The organism is Pseudomonas sediminis (assembly GCF_002741105.1).
Lineage (GTDB): Bacteria > Pseudomonadota > Gammaproteobacteria > Pseudomonadales > Pseudomonadaceae > Aquipseudomonas > Aquipseudomonas sediminis.
Map to the genome: position 1 here is coordinate 122,189 of NZ_NIQU01000003.1, position 18,752 is coordinate 140,940.

Annotated in this window: 10 protein-coding genes; 8 read left to right on the plus strand and 2 right to left on the minus strand. The window is 63.6% G+C overall.

The genetic code is table 11. The features are described 5' to 3' along the window. Positions 1-117: 117 nt before the first annotated feature. Complete coding sequence (locus CDO35_RS08645) at positions 118-1,497, minus strand: substrate-binding domain-containing protein (protein WP_099523867.1); 1,380 nt, start codon at positions 1,495-1,497, stop codon at positions 118-120. Positions 1,498-1,599: 102 nt separating this feature from the next. Next, on the minus strand, positions 1,600-2,412 hold the full coding sequence (gene xthA / locus CDO35_RS08650; protein ID WP_099523869.1) for an exodeoxyribonuclease III: 813 nt from the start codon (positions 2,410-2,412) through the stop codon (positions 1,600-1,602). A 135-nt stretch (positions 2,413-2,547) separates the two neighbouring features. Here xthA and CDO35_RS08655 point away from each other — a divergent pair, with 135 nt between their 5' ends. The 8 genes from CDO35_RS08655 to CDO35_RS08695 all read left to right on the plus strand — a co-directional run bounded on the left by CDO35_RS08655 (position 2,548) and on the right by CDO35_RS08695 (position 18,748). Continuing rightward, positions 2,548-3,192: a GNAT family N-acetyltransferase gene (locus CDO35_RS08655; RefSeq protein ID WP_099523871.1), complete on the plus strand. Its 645-nt coding sequence runs from the start codon at positions 2,548-2,550 to the stop codon at positions 3,190-3,192. Positions 3,193-3,260: 68 nt separating this feature from the next. Beyond that, positions 3,261-4,988: an autotransporter assembly complex protein TamA gene (locus CDO35_RS08660; protein ID WP_099523873.1), complete on the plus strand. Its 1,728-nt coding sequence runs from the start codon at positions 3,261-3,263 to the stop codon at positions 4,986-4,988. Further along, the gene (locus tag CDO35_RS08665; protein ID WP_099523876.1) at positions 4,985-8,668 is read left to right on the plus strand and encodes a translocation/assembly module TamB domain-containing protein; all 3,684 of its coding nucleotides are present in this window, start codon (positions 4,985-4,987) and stop codon (positions 8,666-8,668) included. The genes CDO35_RS08660 and CDO35_RS08665 overlap by 4 nt, the downstream gene beginning before the upstream one ends. 174 nt (positions 8,669-8,842) lie before the next feature. After that, the gene (tpx, locus tag CDO35_RS08670) at positions 8,843-9,343 is read left to right on the plus strand and encodes a thiol peroxidase (protein WP_099523878.1); all 501 of its coding nucleotides are present in this window, start codon (positions 8,843-8,845) and stop codon (positions 9,341-9,343) included. Between the two features lie 238 nt (positions 9,344-9,581). Further along, positions 9,582-10,811 carry an MdtA/MuxA family multidrug efflux RND transporter periplasmic adaptor subunit gene (locus CDO35_RS08675; protein ID WP_099523881.1) on the plus strand — a complete coding sequence of 410 codons (1,230 nt, stop codon included), beginning with the start codon at positions 9,582-9,584 and terminating at the stop codon, positions 10,809-10,811. Next, positions 10,808-13,900, plus strand: a complete 3,093-nt coding sequence (locus CDO35_RS08680; protein ID WP_099523883.1) for an MdtB/MuxB family multidrug efflux RND transporter permease subunit — start codon at positions 10,808-10,810, stop codon at positions 13,898-13,900. Before CDO35_RS08675 ends, CDO35_RS08680 begins: the two co-directional genes overlap by 4 nt. Positions 13,901-14,177: 277 nt before the next feature. After that, positions 14,178-17,282: a multidrug efflux RND transporter permease subunit gene (locus CDO35_RS08690; protein WP_099523887.1), complete on the plus strand. Its 3,105-nt coding sequence runs from the start codon at positions 14,178-14,180 to the stop codon at positions 17,280-17,282. Continuing rightward, positions 17,279-18,748, plus strand: a complete 1,470-nt coding sequence (locus CDO35_RS08695; RefSeq protein WP_099523889.1) for an efflux transporter outer membrane subunit — start codon at positions 17,279-17,281, stop codon at positions 18,746-18,748. The genes CDO35_RS08690 and CDO35_RS08695 overlap by 4 nt, the downstream gene beginning before the upstream one ends. Positions 18,749-18,752: the final 4 nt, after the last annotated feature.

An 18,752-nucleotide genomic window follows, 5' to 3' on the forward strand; every position in this document is an offset into this window, starting at 1 on the left:
GACTCCGACATCACGGTAAGAACACTCACCGCCAGAGGGGCCCGGCGTCACGCGGTGCAAAGGCTAACGCCGAGTCGAGAGGCTGCCAAGCCCCCTGCAGAGGAATATTTTCCGGCGTCAGTAAACCCAGATCTCGACGCGGCGATTGCGAATGCGGCCGTTGTCCTCATCATTGGCCGCCACCGGCAGCTCGCTGCCCATGCCGGTGATCTCGCGAAACAGTACGCCCTGTCTGGCCAGCTCGCGGCGCACCGCCATGGCTCGCAGTTTCGACAGCAGTTCGGCGCGTTCAGGGTCGCTCTTCGGATCGCCGAAACCGACCAGCGCTACCTTGTTCTGCAGCTTGTCGTGTTGCCTGAGGTAATTCAGCACCCGCTGCAAATCGCGGTGGGCCTTGTTATCCAGCGTTGCGCTGCCCTCCTGAAAGCGAAAGTTCACCGACAAACGTTGCGCCTGTTGTGCCAGTTGCTGGTACTCGGCTGGCATCTGCGCATCTGCGGCGACCTGGATCGCCCGGACGGTCTGGGCGATGAAGCCGCTGCTGTCGACGATGGCCTGGCCGCGTGGGCTGTGGGCGAAGTCGATCAGCGCGCTTGCCCATGGGTTGGTCAGTTGCGGGTCGTTGTAGAGAAACAGGCGACGTGCCAGGGGGTAGTCCTCGGTGGCGATTAGTGTGGTGCTCGGTGGCATGGGGTGAGAGTCGCCGGCTGCGACGGCGACAGCCTTGGTCTGACGAATGTAGGGCAGGCCGATGAAGCCGATGCCGTTGGGATCGCTGCTCACCGAATCCGACAGCTGGGTGCTGGATTCGAAGCGTTGGGCATTGGCCGTCAGCGTGCGTCCGCCCGGAGCCAGCACCAGCTCCTTGAAGGTGTCATAGGTGCCGGAATTGTCATCGCGTGCATAGGCGCGAACCTTGCCGGGCTTGCCACCTAGCGCCGCCCAGTCATCGATCTCGCCGGAGAACAGTTGCGCGATCTGCTCGACGCTGAGGGCGGCAACCGGGTTTGACGGGTGGACGATGATCGCCAGGCCGTCAATGGCGATGACCTGCTCGCTCTGCGGGCTATGCATGTCGCCCAGTTTCGTCAGGCTAGCGGCCTCGCCATCCTTGATCGGTCGTGACGAGGCGGCCAGATCGGCGCTGCCATCCTTGAGCGAAGTGAAACCGGTACCCGAGCCATGGGCCGCCACCTCGACGATGACCAAACGACCATCGGCCCGGCGCGCCAGCACGCGTTGCTCGTTCTCGCGGGCGCCGTTCTCGGTACGAATGTCATGCAGGCCTTGAGCTTCGAACAACCCTTTGACCAGCTCTGGGCCGAGCTTGGCGCCAATGGTGTTGGAACCCTGGATGCGCAGCACCGGTTGATCACCTTCGGAGGCGGGCAGGGCGGCGAAGACCGAAAGGGGCAGGGCATAACAGATGAAACCGATCAGCAGCAGTGACAGAGTACGACCCCAGAGGTCGCGGTCGGCGGACAGGGCGCGCGGCATGCGGCAGGCACCTTCTAATGGGTGAGAGGAAGTGCCGCGCAGATTAAGTCAGTCAGATTGCAGTGATATGACGGCGTGCGTGATCTGCACGCCTCACGTGTTTCAGCTCAGCTCCAGCCAGATCGGCGCATGATCGGATGGCTTTTCCATGCCGCGCAGGTCGTAGTCGATGCCGGCATCCTTGAAGCGCGCCTGCAGCGGCTGACTGGCGAGGATCACGTCGATACGCAGACCGCGCTTGGGTTCGTCCTCGAAGCCGCGACTGCGGTAATCGAACCAGCTGAAGCGGTCATTCACCTCGGGGTTAAGGTGACGGAAGCTGTCTACCAGGCCCCAACTCTTGAGGGTCGCCAGCCACTCGCGTTCTTCCGGCAGGAAGCTGCACTTGCCGGTTTTCAACCAGCGCAGGCGATTGGGCTCGCCGATGCCGATGTCGCAATCTTCCGGACTGATGTTGATGTCGCCCATCACCACCAGTGCCTGCTGCGGTTCGAAACGTTCCACCAGCAGTTGCTGCAGGTCGGCATAGAAGCGCTGTTTGGCCGGGAACTTCACCGGGTGATCGCGGCTTTCGCCTTGTGGGAAATAGCCATTCATGACGGTCACCGGGTTGCCATTGGCATCGGCGAAGGTGCCGTAGATGAAGCGCCGCTGGGAATCTTCATTATCGCCGGGGAAACCCTTGTGCAGGCTCAGTGGCTCCTGGCGCGAGAGCAGGGCGACGCCGTAGTGGCCTTTCTGACCGTGGTAATGCACGTGGTAGCCGAGCTGGCGAATCTCCGCTTCGGGGAACTGCTCATCGGACACCTTGGTTTCCTGCAGACCAATCACGTCCGGCTGGTGTTTTTCGATTAGAGCTTGCAGTTGATGAGGGCGCGCACGCAGGCCGTTGATATTGAAGGAGACGATTTTCATGGGCAGCGGGTCCTGGGCAAAAGGAGATGCTAGCCGATCCTCGACGCTCGCGGCCAGCGCCTGGCGGGTGCCGGGTGGTGGTGCTAAGTTGGCTGTGACGCGCTGAACCACAACTTATAAAAACAGAGGTCCGCCATGCCCCATAACGCCCCAGCAGAAGTGCGCATGCTCGATGGTGGTTACGCCCGTGAGGTACGCTCGCTGCTCTACCATGCCTATCGCCATGAGCCAACCTTCGCTTACCTGTTCGAAGCCGAACGCCCGGGTTTCGATCAGCGCGTGCGCGCGACGATTCGCGAGCTGGTGCAGCAGCACTTCGCCGAAGACCAGCCGGCCATCGGCCTGCTGATCGATGATCGGTTGATCGGCGCAGCGCTGATCGCACCGCCACAGCGTCGCCTGGATATCACCGAGAGCTGGGGTTGGCGTCTGCGCATGCTGCTGAGCACCGGCTTTGGCTGCACCAAACGCTACCTCGAATACCACGATGCGGTGCTCGCCAGCCTGCCTCCCGGTCCTTATCACGTACTTCCGCTCCTGGGCATTCACCCTGAGTTCCAGGGTCAGCATCGCGGCGAACAGCTGCTCGAGGCGCTGCACGATTGGTGCGCGCAGGACAGCGGCTCGCAAGGGGTGGTGCTGGACACCGGCAACGCGCGCTATCTGGAGTTCTATCGGCGCCAGGGTTACGAAGAAATTGGTGAGCTGGCTATCGGTCCGGTGGTCGAGCACGTATTCTTCCATCCCAACCCTCAGCCAGTGGTCAAAGCAAGCGCCTGAACCCCGGCTGTCTGGCAGAAACGCAACGGCTCTGGCGCGGGCTGTAGTCCGTGGTAGCATCCTCCGCCATGAGTGTATATGGACATATTCAGCGCAGCCTGGCGCTGCTGCTGATCAGTACGGGTGCCTTCGCAGCGAGCGAACTCGACGTACGAATCACCCCGAGCAATTCGGCTCTCAAGGCCAATATCGAAGGTTATGTCGGCAGCCTGGATGGGCGCGACGCGCAGTCGTTGCGGCGCTTGCGTCGTATCGCCGAGAGCGAGGCCGACAAGGCGGCTCAGGCCCTGGGTTATTACCAGGCGCGCATTCGTAGTCGTATCGAAGAGGGCGAAACACCGCGCCTGGTGCTCGAGGTGGAGCCCGGCGAACGCATTCGTCTGCGCAACGTCGACATCCGCATCGAGGGGCCTGCCAGCGAGCTACCGGCCTTTCGCGTGCCCAATGCCAGCCGTCTGAAAGCCGGCTCGGTGCTCAATCATGGGCGCTATGAGGACGCCAAGCGGCTGATCCAGAATCAGGCCTCGCGCTACGGTTTCTTCGACGGTCGCTTCTCTCGCCAGAGCCTGGAGATCGATCCGGCCGCCGGGGTGGCCGATATCGAGCTGGTATTCGTCAGTGGGCCGCGCTACAGCCTGGGCGATATCGCTTTCAGCGGTGACTTCCCGTTCGATGAAGAGCTGCTGCTGCGCATGGTGCCGTTCGATCCGGACACCCCCTACGACTCCGAATTGATCGCCGAGCTGTATCAGGCGCTGCAGTCCAGCGGCTATTTCGAATCGGTGCGAGTCGATGCCATCCCGACCCAGGCCGACCAGTTGCGCATTCCCGTGGCGGTGGCGCTACAGGTGCGCGAGCCGCGCACCATGGGGCTGGGGCTGGGCTTTTCCACCGATGTCGGGCCGCGCCTTCGCGCCAACTGGACGCGTCACTGGCGCAATCCTCAAGGGCATAGCTACGGTATCGAAACCGAACTATCCGCACCGCGACAGAACGTCGGCCTGTGGTACGACATTCCCGGTGATCCGCCACTGACCGACAAGTTGCGCCTGGCCGGCGGTTATCAGTATGAAGAGCTGGCCAGCAAGGACAGCCTGAGCCGGCTGCTCACCCTCGGCCCGGAATGGCACAGCCAGCGCCCCGGCGGCTGGCAACGCGTGTTGTCGGTGAAATGGCAGCGCGAGGAATATCGCCTGGGCGACGATTCCGGGTTGAGCACCTTGCTGATGCCTGGCGTCAGCTATTCGCTGTTGCGCAGCGACAACCGGCTCGACCCTAACCAGGGCTACCGGGTGCAGTTCGATTTGCGCGGCGCCGTCGAGGGCGTGCTGTCCGATGCCAACGTGCTGCATGGCAACGTCATGCTCAAGGGCCTGACCACCGTATTCGACAATCACCGTTTGCTCGGCCGCGTGCAGCTCGGCGGTACCGAAACCAATGGTTTCTCCGCTGTGCCGCCGTCGCTGCGCTTCTTCGCCGGTGGCGATCAGAGCGTGCGCGGTTACGACTATCAGAGCCTGTCGCCGGAGAACAACCGAGGTGACAAGATCGGCGGCCGTTACCTGTTCACCGCCAGCGCCGAGTACCAATACAGCCTCACTGACAAGTGGCGCCTGGCGACCTTCATCGACCAGGGCAATTCCTTCAATTCGCTGGACATTCCCACCTTGAAGACGGGTGTCGGCTTCGGCGTGCGCTGGGTTTCGCCGGTGGGCCCGCTGCGCCTGGACCTTGCCCACGCGCTGGATGATGACGGCGGCGTGCGCCTGCATTTCTCCATGGGGCCTGAACTATGAGCCGGCGCCTGCTGAAATGGCTGGCCGGCGGTCTGCTCGGCTTGGTGCTGCTACTCGTAGCCGCTTTATGGGCGCTGCTCGGTACCCAGGGTGGCAGCCGTTGGTTGCTGGCCCAGGTGCCTGGGCTACAGGTCGACAATTTCGCAGGACGTCTCGGGGGGGCCTGGCAGGCCGACGCGCTGCTTTGGCAGCAAGGCGAGATGCGTGTTGAGCTGCAGCAGCTGGACATGGCCTGGTCGCCGTCCTGCCTGCTGCGCCTGACGCTGTGCCTGGATCGTCTGCATCTGCAGCAGGTCGCCTTGACTCTGCCCGAAAGTGAGGAGGCCAGCGATGAGCCGTTGAGCCTGCCGAACCTCAACCTGCCACTGCGCTTGCAGTTGGGTGATATCCAGCTGGGCGAACTGCGCCTGGACGGCCATACGCAACTGAGCGATCTCGAACTGATCGCCAGCTGGAACGAGCAGGGCGTAGAGCTGCAGCGCCTGGCCTTGCAGCGTGACGACCTGAGCCTGGACGTCAGTGGTCAGCTGACACCACAGGGCAATTGGCCGCTGGCCCTGAGTGGCCGCCTGCAGTTGCCGGAGGTCGATGGCAAGGCCTGGCAGGTGGCGCTGCAGGTAGGCGGCGAATTGCAACGCAACCTGATGATCGAGGCCGATAGCAGTGGCTATCTCGATGCTCGTCTCGAAGGGCAGGTGCAGGCGCTGGTTGAGCATCTACCCGCTGAACTGCGCCTGACCAGCCAGGATTTCCAGGCCAGCAGCGCCTTGCCGCAGACGCTGCACCTACAGGCGCTGACGTTGTCGGCAAAGGGTGACCTGAGCAGCGGCTATCGCATCAATGGTAGCGCCACTCTGCCCGCCGAACAGGCGCCGATGCCGTTGACCTTGCGTGGCAGGGTCGATGCCAAGGGCGCGGATATCGAATTGCTGCGCATCGAGGCTGAGGATCAGCAGTATCTGCAGCTCAGCGGCATGCTTGCCTGGAGCGAGGCGTTTCAGGCTGATGCCAAGCTCGATTGGCTGAATTTCCCCTGGCAGCGCCTGTACCCGCTGGATGAGCCGCCGCCCGTGGCACTGCAGCAACTGCAGGCCGAAGTCAGCTACAGCGAAGGTAATTACCTGGGTAACTTTGCTGCGCAGCTCAAGGGGCCGGCAGGGGACTTCAGCCTGAGCAGTCCGGTCAGTGGCGATCTCGGCCAGGTCAGCCTGCCGCAGTTGCAACTGGTGGCTGGCCAGGGCCGTGCCGAAGGGGTGGTCAAGATCGGTTTCGCCGACGCTATCGATTGGCAGGCCATGCTGCAGCTCAGTGCCCTCGACCCGGGTTACTGGCTGGCTGAGATGCCGGGTAATCTGGCGGGGCCGCTGAATACCTCGGGTAGCTTCAATGCCGGTGCACTGCAGGCCAAGGCCGATATCGACCTCAACGGCCGTCTGCGTGGCCAGCCAGCGCAATTACAGGTACAGGGCGCTGGTGCCGGCGAGCAGTGGCAGCTCGAGCGATTACTGGTGCGCCTGGGCGATAACCGCATCAGCGGCCAGGGTGCGCTGGATCAGCGTTTGCGCGGCCAGCTGGAATTGGCGTTGCCGCGGCTGGGGCAACTCTGGCCCGGCCTGCAAGGCCAGATACAGGGCCAGCTGTCCCTGGCCGGTACGTTGCAAGCGCCGCAAGGCCAGCTTGCGTTGAGTGGCGAGCGTCTGGCTTTTGGCGACCCCAGCCTGCGCCGCCTGCAGTTGGATGCGACGCTGGATGCTCGCCAGCAGGCGCGCGTCGGTTTGAATCTGCGCGGTATCCGTATCGGCGATACCTATCTTGGGCGCCTACAGGCCGAGGGGCGTGGCGACCAGCGCCGTCAGGCACTTGAGCTGGATCTGCAAGGCCCGCTGTTGCAGCTGGCCTTGGCCCTGGACGGCAACCTCAGCGAGCAGGGTGATTGGCGCGGGCGCATTGCCAGTGGTCGTGTGCAGAGCGGCGGCCAGGACTGGCAATTGCAGCAGGCCGCGAGCCTGGAGCGCCTGGCCAGCGGCCGCCTGAACCTGGGGGCGCATTGCTGGCAGTCCGGTGACGCCAGCCTCTGCGGCGGGCAGCAACGGCTGATGCCGCAGCCCAGCCTGGACTGGCGCCTGGAGAATTTCCCCCTGGCCAGCCTGCAGCCCTGGTTGCCCGATGATTTCGCCTGGCAGGGTCGTCTCGACGGACAGCTCAAGGTCGAGCTGCCCGACAGTGGCCCCAACGGCCAGGTCTCGCTGAATGCCGGCAGTGGCAACCTGCGGATTCGTCAGCCGGATGAAGAGCAGTGGCTGGAATTCCCCTACGACAGCCTGCGCCTGGATAGCACGCTACGCCCGCAGCGGGTGGACAGTGAGCTGCGTTTCGTCAGCAGTCGCCTAGGGGAGTTGCTGTTGCAGGCGCAGATCGACCCCCGTCCGGAGAACAAACCGCTGAATGGTGAGTTCCTCCTGAGCGGTTTCGATCTGGCGGTGCTGCGCCCGTTCGTGCCAGTCGCCGATAAAATCGAAGGGCGCCTGCAGGGCAGTGGCAATATTTCCGGGTATCTGCTGACGCCGCAGATCAACGGGCAGATACGCCTGGAGGGCGGCGAGCTGTCCGGTAACCAATTGCCGGTAAGCCTGGAGGATTTGCAGCTTCAGGCATTGATCGCGGGTGAGCAGGTACAGCTATCGGGTAACTGGCGCAGTGGCGAACACGGCCGCGGTAACCTGAGCGGTGAACTGAACTGGGCCGATGGATTGATGGGTGATCTATCGATGCAGGGGCAGCGTCTGCCGGTGAAGGTCGAGCCTTACGCTGAGCTGGAGGTCGAGCCCGATCTGCAATTACAACTGCGTGCCCAGCGTCTGGCGGTCAGCGGCAAAGTTGGCGTGCCGCGCGGCCTGATCAGCGTGCGCGAGTTGCCGCCGTCTACCGTGAAAGTCTCCAACGACGCGCGGGTGGTCGGTCGTGAAGTGCCGGAAGCCGAGCAAGGCATGGGCATTGCCATGGATGTCGATGTCGAGGTGGGTCAGGACAAGCTGGCCTTCAGCGGTTTCGGCCTGACTGCCGACCTGCGTGGGCGTGTGCATATCGGCGATAACCTCGATACCCGCGGTGAGCTGGATCTGGTCAACGGTCGCTACCGAGCCTATGGCCAGCGCTTGACCATTCGCCGCGCGCGCCTGTTATTCACAGGGCCCGTTGACCAGCCGTTCCTCGACGTCGAAGCGATTCGCCGTGTCGACACGGTGGTGGCCGGCATTCGCCTGTCCGGCAGCGCCGAGCAACCCACGACTACTGTATTCGCCGAACCTGCCATGAGTCAGGAGCAGGCACTGTCCTATCTGGTGCTGGGCCGGCCACTGGGGCAGAGCAGTGGTGACAACAACATGTTGGGCCAGGCGGCACTGGCACTCGGCCTGGCCGGCAGCAGCTCGATTACCACCGGCCTGGCCAACAGCCTGGGTATTCAGGACTTCCAGCTCGACACCGAGGGCAGTGGCGTGACCACCAGTGTGGTGGCCAGCGGCAATATCACCGAGCGCCTCAGCCTGCGTTACGGCGTTGGCGTGTTCGAGCCGGCCAATACCATCGCCCTGCGTTATGAGCTGAGTCGGCGTCTTTACCTTGAGGCCGCCAGTGGCCTGGCCAGTTCGCTCGACCTGTTCTATCGCCGGGACTTCTGATGGTCGCACGATCTTTTGCTAAATCCCTACATGGCTGCGGGTGTATCGGCAGCACTTCTGCGCTAGTCTGGACGGATGGTCGGGCCGTGACCTGCCATTCGATGGGGCATTCGCCACGGCGAACCCCATGTCACATATTTGCCCTTCAACTCCCTGAATGATAAGGAAACTCCCATGGCGCAAGTCACTCTCAAAGGCAATCCGGTGCAGGTCGACGGTCAACTGCCGCAGGCCGGCCAACAGGCGCCGGCGTTCAGCCTGGTCGCTGGCGACCTGAGCGACGTCACCCTGGCCAGCCTGGCTGGCAAGCGCAAGGTGCTGAACATCTTCCCGAGCGTCGACACCCCGACCTGTGCCACCTCCGTGCGCAAGTTCAACGCCGAAGCCGGTCAACTGAACAACACCGTGGTGCTGTGCATCTCCGCTGACCTGCCGTTCGCCCAGGCGCGCTTCTGCGGTGCCGAAGGTCTGGAAAGCGTGGTCAACCTGTCCAGCCTGCGCGGTGCCGAGTTCCTCAAGAACTACGGTGTGGCCATTGCCAGCGGCCCGCTGACTGGCCTGGCTGCTCGCGCAGTGGTGGTGCTAGATGAAAACGACAAGGTGCTGCACAGCGAGCTGGTTGGCGAAATCGCCCACGAGCCGGACTACGCGGCTGCCCTGGCGGTACTGAAGTAACGCGCTGCTCGCTCGGTGAAACGGCCTGCCTAGCAGGCCGTTTTTATTTGCTCCTGGCAAAAACGCCTGGAGCCTTTCGTGGCGTCGCTTGCGACGCCACCAAGGCGGCCGTCAGGGATGGCCGGATACAAACAGTTAGTAACGTAAGGGCAGCGTAAAAAGCGGGTAAATGGGCTTTGCTTGACGCCGGCCAGTGCTTATCGTGCCGACTCCCACAAAAAGTGATACAGCGCCTGCCATGTCGAATGCTTCCCCGTCCCCATCGAATTCCTCCCGTCAGTGGCTGATTGGCCTGACGTTGCTCGCCGTGCTGCTTCTGCTGCTGTGGTGGTTCTGGCCGAGTGCGCCGCAAGGCCAGCAGACGGGCCGTGGCCGCTTCGGTGACATGGGACCAGTGCCGGTGCGGGTGGCCGAGGTAAAGCAGGGTGAGTTCGCCATCGAGCTCAAGGCGCTTGGCACGGTGACTTCCTACAACACGGTCAACGTGCGTTCGCGGGTCGACGGTGAGCTGGTCAAGGTGCTGTTCGAGGAGGGCCAGCAGGTCAAGGCCGGTGACCTGTTGGCCGTGATCGACCCGCGTCCTTACCAGGTGGCCTTGCAGCAGGCGCAGGGGGCGCTGCAGGAAAACCAGGCGCAACTGAAGAACGCCGAGCTTGACCTGCAGCGCTACAAGGGGCTGTACGACGAAGACAGCATCGCCAAACAGACCCTGGACACCCAACAGGCGCTGGTCAACCAGTACCGTGGCAGTCTGCAGAGTAACCAGGCCGACGTCGCCACGGCCAAGCTCAACCTCGACTTCACCCAGATTCGCGCGCCCATCGATGGGCGTCTCGGTCTGCGTCAGCTGGATATCGGTAACCTGGTCAGCAGCGGCGATACCACCCCCCTGGTGGTGATCACCCAGGCCGATCCGATTGCGGTGATCTTCACCATCCCCGAGGGCGATCTGCCTGCTGTGCTGCAGCGCCGCCGCGACGGTACGGCCCTGGCCGTCGAGGCCTGGGACCGTGGCGAACGCCTGAAACTGGCCGAGGGCGTACTGGAAAGCCTGGATAACCAGATCGACACCACCACCGGTACGGTCAAGCTCAAGGCGCGCTTCGACAACGCCGAGCAGATGCTCTTCCCCAATCAGTTCGTCAACGCCCGTTTGCGCGTGGAAACCCACACGGCCGCCACCATCATTCCGTCCGCTGCGGTGCAGTTCGGCACCCAGGGTACCTTCGTCTATGTCGTGGGTGACGATAACAAGGTGAGCATCCGCGCGGTCAGTATCGTTGCCAGCGACGCTGAGCGCAGCATGGTCAACGAGGGCGTGCAGCAGGGCGAGCGCCTGGTCACGGAAGGCACCGACCGCCTGCGTGATGGCAGCGAAGTGGAAGTGATCGAGCCGAGTGCTGCACAGAAGCCGGACGCCGAAGGGCAGGCCGAGCCGGGCCAGGCCGCCGTGCGGAATGACGCATGAACATCTCCCGCCCGTTCATCCTGCGGCCGGTCGCTACCACGCTGTTGATGGTGGCGATCTTCCTCAGCGGCCTGATCGCCTATCGTCTGCTACCGGTGTCGGCGTTGCCGGAGGTGGATTACCCGACCATCCGCGTGTTGACCCTCTATCCAGGCGCCAGCCCGGATGTGATGACCAGCGCCGTGACCGCACCGCTGGAGCGCCAGTTCGGGCAGATGGCCGGGCTCAAGCAGATGTCCTCGACCAGCTCGGGCGGCGCTTCGGTGATCACCCTGCGCTTCAATCTCGATGTCTCCCTGGCGGTTGCCGAGCAGGAAGTGCAGGCGGCGATCAACGCGGCGAGTAACCTCTTGCCTGGCGATCTGCCGGCGCCGCCGGTGTACAACAAGGTCAACCCCGCTGACACACCGGTGCTGACCCTGGCGGTGAGCTCGAAGACGATGCCATTGCCGCAGGTCAACGACCTGGTCGATACCCGCCTGGCGCAGAAGCTGGCGCAAACCAGTGGCGTCGGCTTGGTGACTCTGGCTGGCGGGCAACGTCCGGCCGTGCGCATTCGTGTCAACCCGGAGGCGCTCGCGTCTTATGGCCTGAGCCTGGCCGATGTGCGCAGCCTGATCACGGCCAGCAACGTCAACCAGCCCAAGGGCAATTTCGACGGTCCTACGCGGGTTTCCCAACTCGACGCCAACGACCAGTTGAAGTCGGTCGACGAATACCGCGAGCTGATCCTCAACTACGAGAACGGCTCGGCATTGCGCCTGAAAGATGTCGCCGAGATCATCGACGGCGCCGAGAACGAGCGCCTGGCCGCCTGGGCCAATCGCAACCAGGCGGTGTTGGTGAACGTGCAGCGCCAACCCGGCGCCAATGTCATCGATGTGGTCGACCGCATCCAAACCCTGCTGCCACACCTGACCGAAGGCCTGCCGGCCAGCGTCGAGGTCAAGGTGCTCACCGACCGCACCCAGACCATCCGTGCTGCCGTGCGCGACGTGCAGCACGAGCTGCTGCTGGCCATCGCCCTGGTGGTGATGGTGACCTTCCTGTTCCTGCGCAAGCTGTCGGCAACCCTGATTCCGTCCATCGTCGTGCCGCTGTCGCTGATCGGCACCTTCGGCGTGATGTACCTGGCCGGTTTCACCATCAACAACCTGACGCTGATGGCGCTGACCATCGCCACCGGCTTCGTGGTCGACGACGCCATCGTCATGCTGGAGAACATCGCCCGTCATCTGGAGGAGGGCGAAACGCCGCTCAACGCTGCGCTCAAGGGGGCCCGACAGATCGGCTTCACCCTGGTCTCGCTGACCCTTTCGCTGATCGCCGTGCTGATTCCGCTGCTGTTCATGGCCGATGTGGTGGGGCGGCTGTTCCGTGAGTTCGCCATCACCCTGGCCGTGGCCATCCTGATTTCCCTGGTGGTGTCGCTGACCCTCACGCCGATGATGTGCGCGCGCTTGCTCAAGGCCGAAAAGCCCGAGTCGGAAGGGCGCTTCTACCACGCGGCTGGTGGCGTGATCGACCGCATGATCGAACGCTATGGCGTGTGGTTGCAGTGGGTGCTGCGTCACCAGCCGCTGACCCTGCTGGTGGCCGTGGCCACGCTGGGCCTGACCGTGCTGCTGTATATGGCGGTGCCCAAGGGCTTCTTCCCGGTACAGGATACCGGCGTGATCCAGGGCATTTCCGAGGCGCCGCAGTCGATTTCCTTCAGCGCAATGAGCGAGCGCCAACAACGTCTGGCCGACGTGATCCTGCATGATCCGGCGGTGGCCAGCCTGTCCTCGTCGATTGGTGTGGATGGCGATAACCCCACGCTCAACAGCGGCCGTTTGCTGATCAACCTGAAAACCCACGCCGAGCGCGATGTCACCGCCAGCGAGGTGATCGAGCGCTTGCGTCCGGAGCTGGCGAAGGTTCCCGGTATCGAGTTGTTCATGCAGCCGGTACAGGACCTGACCATCGAGGATCGCATCAGCCGTACCCAGTTCCAGTTCACCCTGGAGTCGCCTGACAGCCAGTTGTTGGAAACCTGGACGCCGCGCCTGGTCGAGGCGCTGCGCGAGCAGCCGGAGCTGACCGACGTGGCCAGCGACCTGCAGAACCGCGGTCTGCAGGTGTTCCTGGATATCGACCGTGACGCCGCGGCGCGTCTGGGCATCAACGTCGGCACTATCGACGATGCCTTGTATGACGCTTTTGGCCAGCGCCAGATCAGCACCATCTACACCCAGGCCAGTCAGTACCGGGTGGTGCTGGAGAGCCGCGATGGCGGGCGTATCGGCCTGGCCGCGTTGCGTCAGATTCACGTAGCCACCGGTGATGGCCAGCAGGTGCCGCTGTCATCCCTGGCGCAAATCGAGGAGCGGCCCGCCAGTTTGCTGATCAATCATATCGGTCAGTTCCCGGCGGTTACCCTGTCGTTCAACCTGGCGCCTGGCGTGTCGCTGGGCGAGGCAGTGGCGGTGATCGAGCGGGTCGAGCAGGAGATCGGCCTGCCGGGCGGCATCAATACCCAGTTCCAGGGCGCTGCCGAGGCGTTCCGTGCGTCGTTGTCGTCGACCTTGCTGCTGATCCTGGCGGCCATCGTCACCATGTACATCGTGCTGGGCGTGCTCTACGAGAGCTATATCCACCCGATCACCATTTTGTCCACGCTGCCGTCGGCGGGAGTCGGTGCGCTGCTGGCGTTGCTGCTCACGGGCAACGACCTGGGCCTGATCGCCATTATCGGCATCATCCTGTTGATCGGCATCGTCAAGAAGAACGCGATCATGATGATCGACTTCGCCCTCGAGGCCGAGCGCAACCAGGGCATGGCGCCTGAGGCGGCGATCTACCAGGCGGCGTTGCTGCGCTTTCGGCCAATTCTGATGACCACCCTGGCGGCGCTGTTCGGTGCCATTCCGCTGATGCTCGCCTCGGGCTCCGGCGCTGAGCTGCGCCAGCCACTGGGCCTGGTAATGGTCGGTGGCCTGCTGGTCAGCCAGGTGCTGACGCTGTTCACCACGCCGGTGATCTACCTGTACTTCGATAGTCTGTCGCGGCGCTTTAGTGGGCGTAGCGCCGCCGGAGTCGCGGTATGAACCGCCGTGGTAGGAGCGGCTTCAGCCGCGAACAGGTCGTTGCAGGGGATTCGCGGCTGAAGCGGAATGCCGCCCAGCCGCTCCTACAGGGCATCTCTAAAAACGTAGGCGAGGCAGCCAGCGCAAGGCAAAAGCAGGCGAAAAAGCGGAGTTTACGAGTTGTAAATGAGCATTTGACCGGGCTGGCGTTCCAGCCTGTTTTTAACGCAGCGATGGCAACGCAGGTAGTTTTTAGAGGTGCCCTACAGGGCTGGCGAAGCCTTGAGGCCAGGCGCGCATGAACCTCTCCGCCCCCTTCATTCGCCGTCCGGTGGCCACGCTGCTGCTGAGTCTGGCGATCATGCTGCTCGGCGGCGTCAGCTTCGGCCTGCTACCGGTGGCGCCGTTGCCACAGATGGATTTCCCCACCATCACCGTGCAGGCCAGCCTGCCTGGCGCCAGTCCGCAGATCATGGCCTCGACCGTGGCCACGCCGCTGGAACGCTCGCTCGGCTCGATCGCCGGGGTCAGCCAGATGAACAGCCGCAGCAGCCAGGGCAGCACGCGGATCATGATCCAGTTCGACCTGGACAAGGACATCAACACCGCGGCGCGCGAGGTACAGGCGGCGATCAATGCGGCGCGCGAACTGCTGCCCAGCGGCATGCGCACCATGCCCAGCTATCGCAAGATCAACCCGTCGCAGGCACCGATCATGGTGCTGTCGCTGACCAGTACCACTCTGAATAAGGGCCAGCTATACGACGTGGCGTCGACCATCCTGGCGCAAAAGCTGTCCCAGGTTGGCGGTGTGGGCGAGGTGCAGGTCGGCGGTAGTTCGCTGCCGGCAGTAAGGGTTTCCCTCGAGCCGCGTCTGCTCGATCACTATGGCATTGCGCTGGACGAAGTGCGCCAGACCATCGCAGCCAGCAACGCCCTGCGTCCCAAGGGCGCGGTCGAGGACGAGCAGCGCCGTTGGCAGGTGCAGGCCAGCGACCAGTTGGCCAAGGCTGCCGATTATCTGCCGATGATCATCCGCTACCAGGACGGCGCTGCCGTGCGCCTGGGCGACGTGGCCACGGTTACCGATGGCGTCGAAGACCGCTACAACAGCGGCTTCTACAACGACAAGGAAGCGGTGCTGCTGGTGATCAATCGGCAGAGTGGGGCGAATATCCTGCAGACCATCAGCGACATCCGCGCCGAGCTGCCAGCACTGCGTGAGGTGATTCCTGCCAGCGTCGAGCTGGAGGTGGCGATGGATCGCTCGCCGGTAATCCGTGCCACCCTGCACGAGGCCGAGCAGACCCTGCTGATTGCCGTGGGTCTGGTGATCCTGGTGGTGCTGGCGTTTCTCGGACGTTGGCGGGCAGCGCTGATTCCGGCGCTGGCGGTGCCGGTGTCGCTGATCGGTAGTTTCGCCGCCATGTACCTGCTGGGGTTCTCGCTGAACAACCTGTCGCTGATGGCGCTGATCATCGCCACCGGCCTGGTGGTGGACGATGCCATCGTGGTGTTGGAGAACATCGCCCGGCACATCCATAACGGCGAGAAGCCGATGGCTGCGGCGTTCAAAGGCACGCGTGAGGTGGGTTTCACCTTGCTGTCGATGAACCTGTCGCTGGTGGCGGTGTTCATCTCCATCCTGTTCATGGGCGGCATCGTCGAGCGGCTGTTCCGTGAGTTTTCCATCACCCTGGCCGTGGCGGTGGTGATTTCCCTGCTGGTGTCGCTGACGTTGACGCCGATGCTCTGCGCGCGCTGGCTCAAGGCCGAGGACGAACAGCCGCGCGGCCGCCTGCAGCAATGGGGTGATCGCCTGCAGACGCGGGTGCTGGCTATCTACGGGCGTTCGCTGGACTGGGCACTGCGTCATTCGTTGCTGATGGTCATCAGCCTGCTGGCGACCATCGCCTTGAACGTCTATCTGTTCGTCAGCATTCCCAAGACCTTCATGCCGCAGCAGGATACTGGCCAGTTGATCGGCTTCATTCGCGGCGACAATGGGCTGTCCTTCCAGGTCATGCAGCCGAAGATGGAAATTTTCCGCAAGGCGGTGCTGGCCGATCCGGCGGTGGACAGTGTGGCTGGCTTCATCGGCGGCGCAGGCGGGATCAACAATGCCTTCATGATCGTGCGCCTGAAGCCCATCAGCGAGCGTGGCGTGTCATCACAACAGGTGATCAACCGCCTGCGTGCCACGGTGCCGAAGGTGCCCGGTGGGCGCATGTTCCTCATGCCGGACCAGGACCTGCAGATCGGTGGGCGCGAGGGGCGTAGTTCGGAGAACGAGTACATGCTGCTCTCGGGCGATCTCGATGCCCTGCGTGAGTGGCTACCCAAGGTGCGCGAGGCGCTGCGTGCGCTGCCCGAGCTGACCGATATCGACGCCCGCGAGAACAGTGGAGCCCAGCAAATTCGTCTGGTAGTGGATCGAGAGGCAGCGCAGCGCCTGGGCGTGGAAATGAGCATGATCACCGCGGTGCTCAATAACGCCTTCAGTCAGCGTCAGGTTTCCACCATCTACGAAGCGTTGAACCAGTACAGCGTGGTGATGGAGATCAACCCACGCTACGCCCAGCATCCCGAGGCGCTGGACCAGATTCAGCTGATTACCGCCGATGGCGCACGGGTGCCGCTGTCCACCTTCGCCCATTGGGAGCGCAGCCTGGAAGAGGATCGGGTCAACCACCAGGGCCAGTTCGCCGCCGAGAGCATCGGTTTTTCCCTGGCCGAAGGTGTCAGCCTGGATCAGGCCAGCCGCGCCGTCGACAGCGCCGTGGCTCGTGTCGGCCTGCCCAGCGAGGTGCAGGGTATGCTGGGCGGCACCGGCGCGGCGTTTCAGCAGACCCAGGGCAATCAGCCGCTGATGATCCTATTGGCTCTGGTGGTGGTGTACATCGTATTGGGCGTGCTCTACGAGAGCTACGTGCATCCGCTGACCATTCTTTCGACCTTGCCGTCGGCCGGAGTTGGCGCCTTGCTGGCGTTGCAACTGGTGGGCATGGAGTTCAGCCTGATCTCGCTGCTGGGGTTGTTCCTGCTGATCGGCATCGTCAAGAAGAATGCCATTCTGATGGTCGATCTGGCCCTGCAACTAGAGCGCGGTGAGCGCCTGAGTCCGCAGGAGTCTATCCGCCAGGCGTGCCTGTTGCGTTTCCGACCGATCATGATGACTACCCTGGCTGCGATCCTGGGGGCCTTGCCGCTGGTGCTGGGCAGTGCCGAAGGTTCGGAGATGCGTCAACCGCTGGGTATCACCATCGTCGGTGGTCTGGTGCTGAGCCAGATGCTGACGCTCTATACCACTCCGGTGGTCTACCTCTATTTCGACCGCCTGCGCCATCGCGTCAACCGCTGGCGCGGCGTGCGCACCGATGCTTCGTTGGAAAATCCGCTATGAATCGAGCTCCTTTCGCCCGAACTCTTGTCTCCTTGCTGCTCGCCGGCGTGCTGGGCGGCTGCGCCCTGGGGCCTGACTATCAGCGTCCCGAACTGGCGGCACCTGCGCAGTTCAAGCAAGTCGATGGTTGGAAAACCGCGGCGCCGGCCGATGCTCTGGAGCGTGGCAACTGGTGGGCGCTGTACGGCGATGCCGAGCTCAATGCACTGGCCGAGCGTCTGCAGTTGTCCAACCAGAACCTGGCCGCCGCCGAAGCCCAGTATCGCCAGGCGCGGGCGTTGGTACGTGGTGCGCGGGCCAGTTTCTATCCGACATTATCCGGTAGCGCCGGGGTGACGCGGGCCGGGCAGGGCGGTGGTGACAGCACCATTCGCACCACAGATGGCGTTACCGTCAGCGGTTCTGGAGCATCAAGCATCTCCAAGAGCTATGACCTCAGCCTCAATGCCGCCTGGGAGCTGGATCTCTGGGGCAAACTGCGCCGTGGTCTGGAGGCCAGTCGTGCCGAGTTCGACGCCAGCGCCGCCGATCTGGCCGCAGCGCGCCTGAGCCTGCAGAGCGAGTTGGTGCAGAACTACCTGCAGCTGCGCATCCTCGACGAACAGAAGCGTTTGCTCGACGCCACCGTGGCCGCTTACGCGCGCTCCTTACGGCTGACCGAGAACCAGTATCGTGCCGGGATCGTGCCCAAGTCCGACGTGTCCCAGGCCACCACCCAGCTCAAGAGTACCCAGGCACAGGCCATCGATCTCGAGTGGCAGCGCGCGCAGCTTGAGCATGCCATTGCCGTGCTGGTCGGCGTCAGCCCGGCCGAACTGTCCATCGCGCCACGCGAAAGCTTGCCGGCATTACCCCAGGTGCCCATGGCGCTGCCTTCGCAGTTGCTCGAGCGCCGTCCTGACGTCGCCGCGGCCGAGCGCCGGGTGATGGCGGCCAACGCGCAGATCGGTGTAGCCGAGGCGGCGTGGTTCCCCGATCTGACGATTTCGGCCAGCGGCGGTTACCGGGGCAGCAGCTTCGCCGACTGGATCGAAGTGCCCAACCGCTTCTGGTCGCTAGGCCCGCAACTGGCGCTGACCCTGTTCGACGGCGGTGCGCGCCGCGCGGAGCTGGAGCGCAGCGAAGCCGCCTATGATCAGACCGTGGCGCAATACCGCCAGACGGTGCTGGACAGCTTCCGCGAGGTGGAGGACTACCTGGTGCAGCTGCGCGTGCTGGAGCAGGAGAGCGGGGTGCAGCAGGAGGCGTTGGATGCGGCGCGCGAGTCGCTGCGTCTGATCGAAAACCAGTACCGCGCCGGTACCGTCGACTACAACAGCGTGGTCACCGTACAGGCCACTGCGCTGAACAACGAACGTACCAACCTCACCCTGCTGGGTAGCCGGCTGACAGCCAGTGTGCAGTTGATCGCTGCTCTGGGTGGCGGCTGGCAGCTGCAGCAATTGCACGATGGCGAGGGTCAGTAGAGGA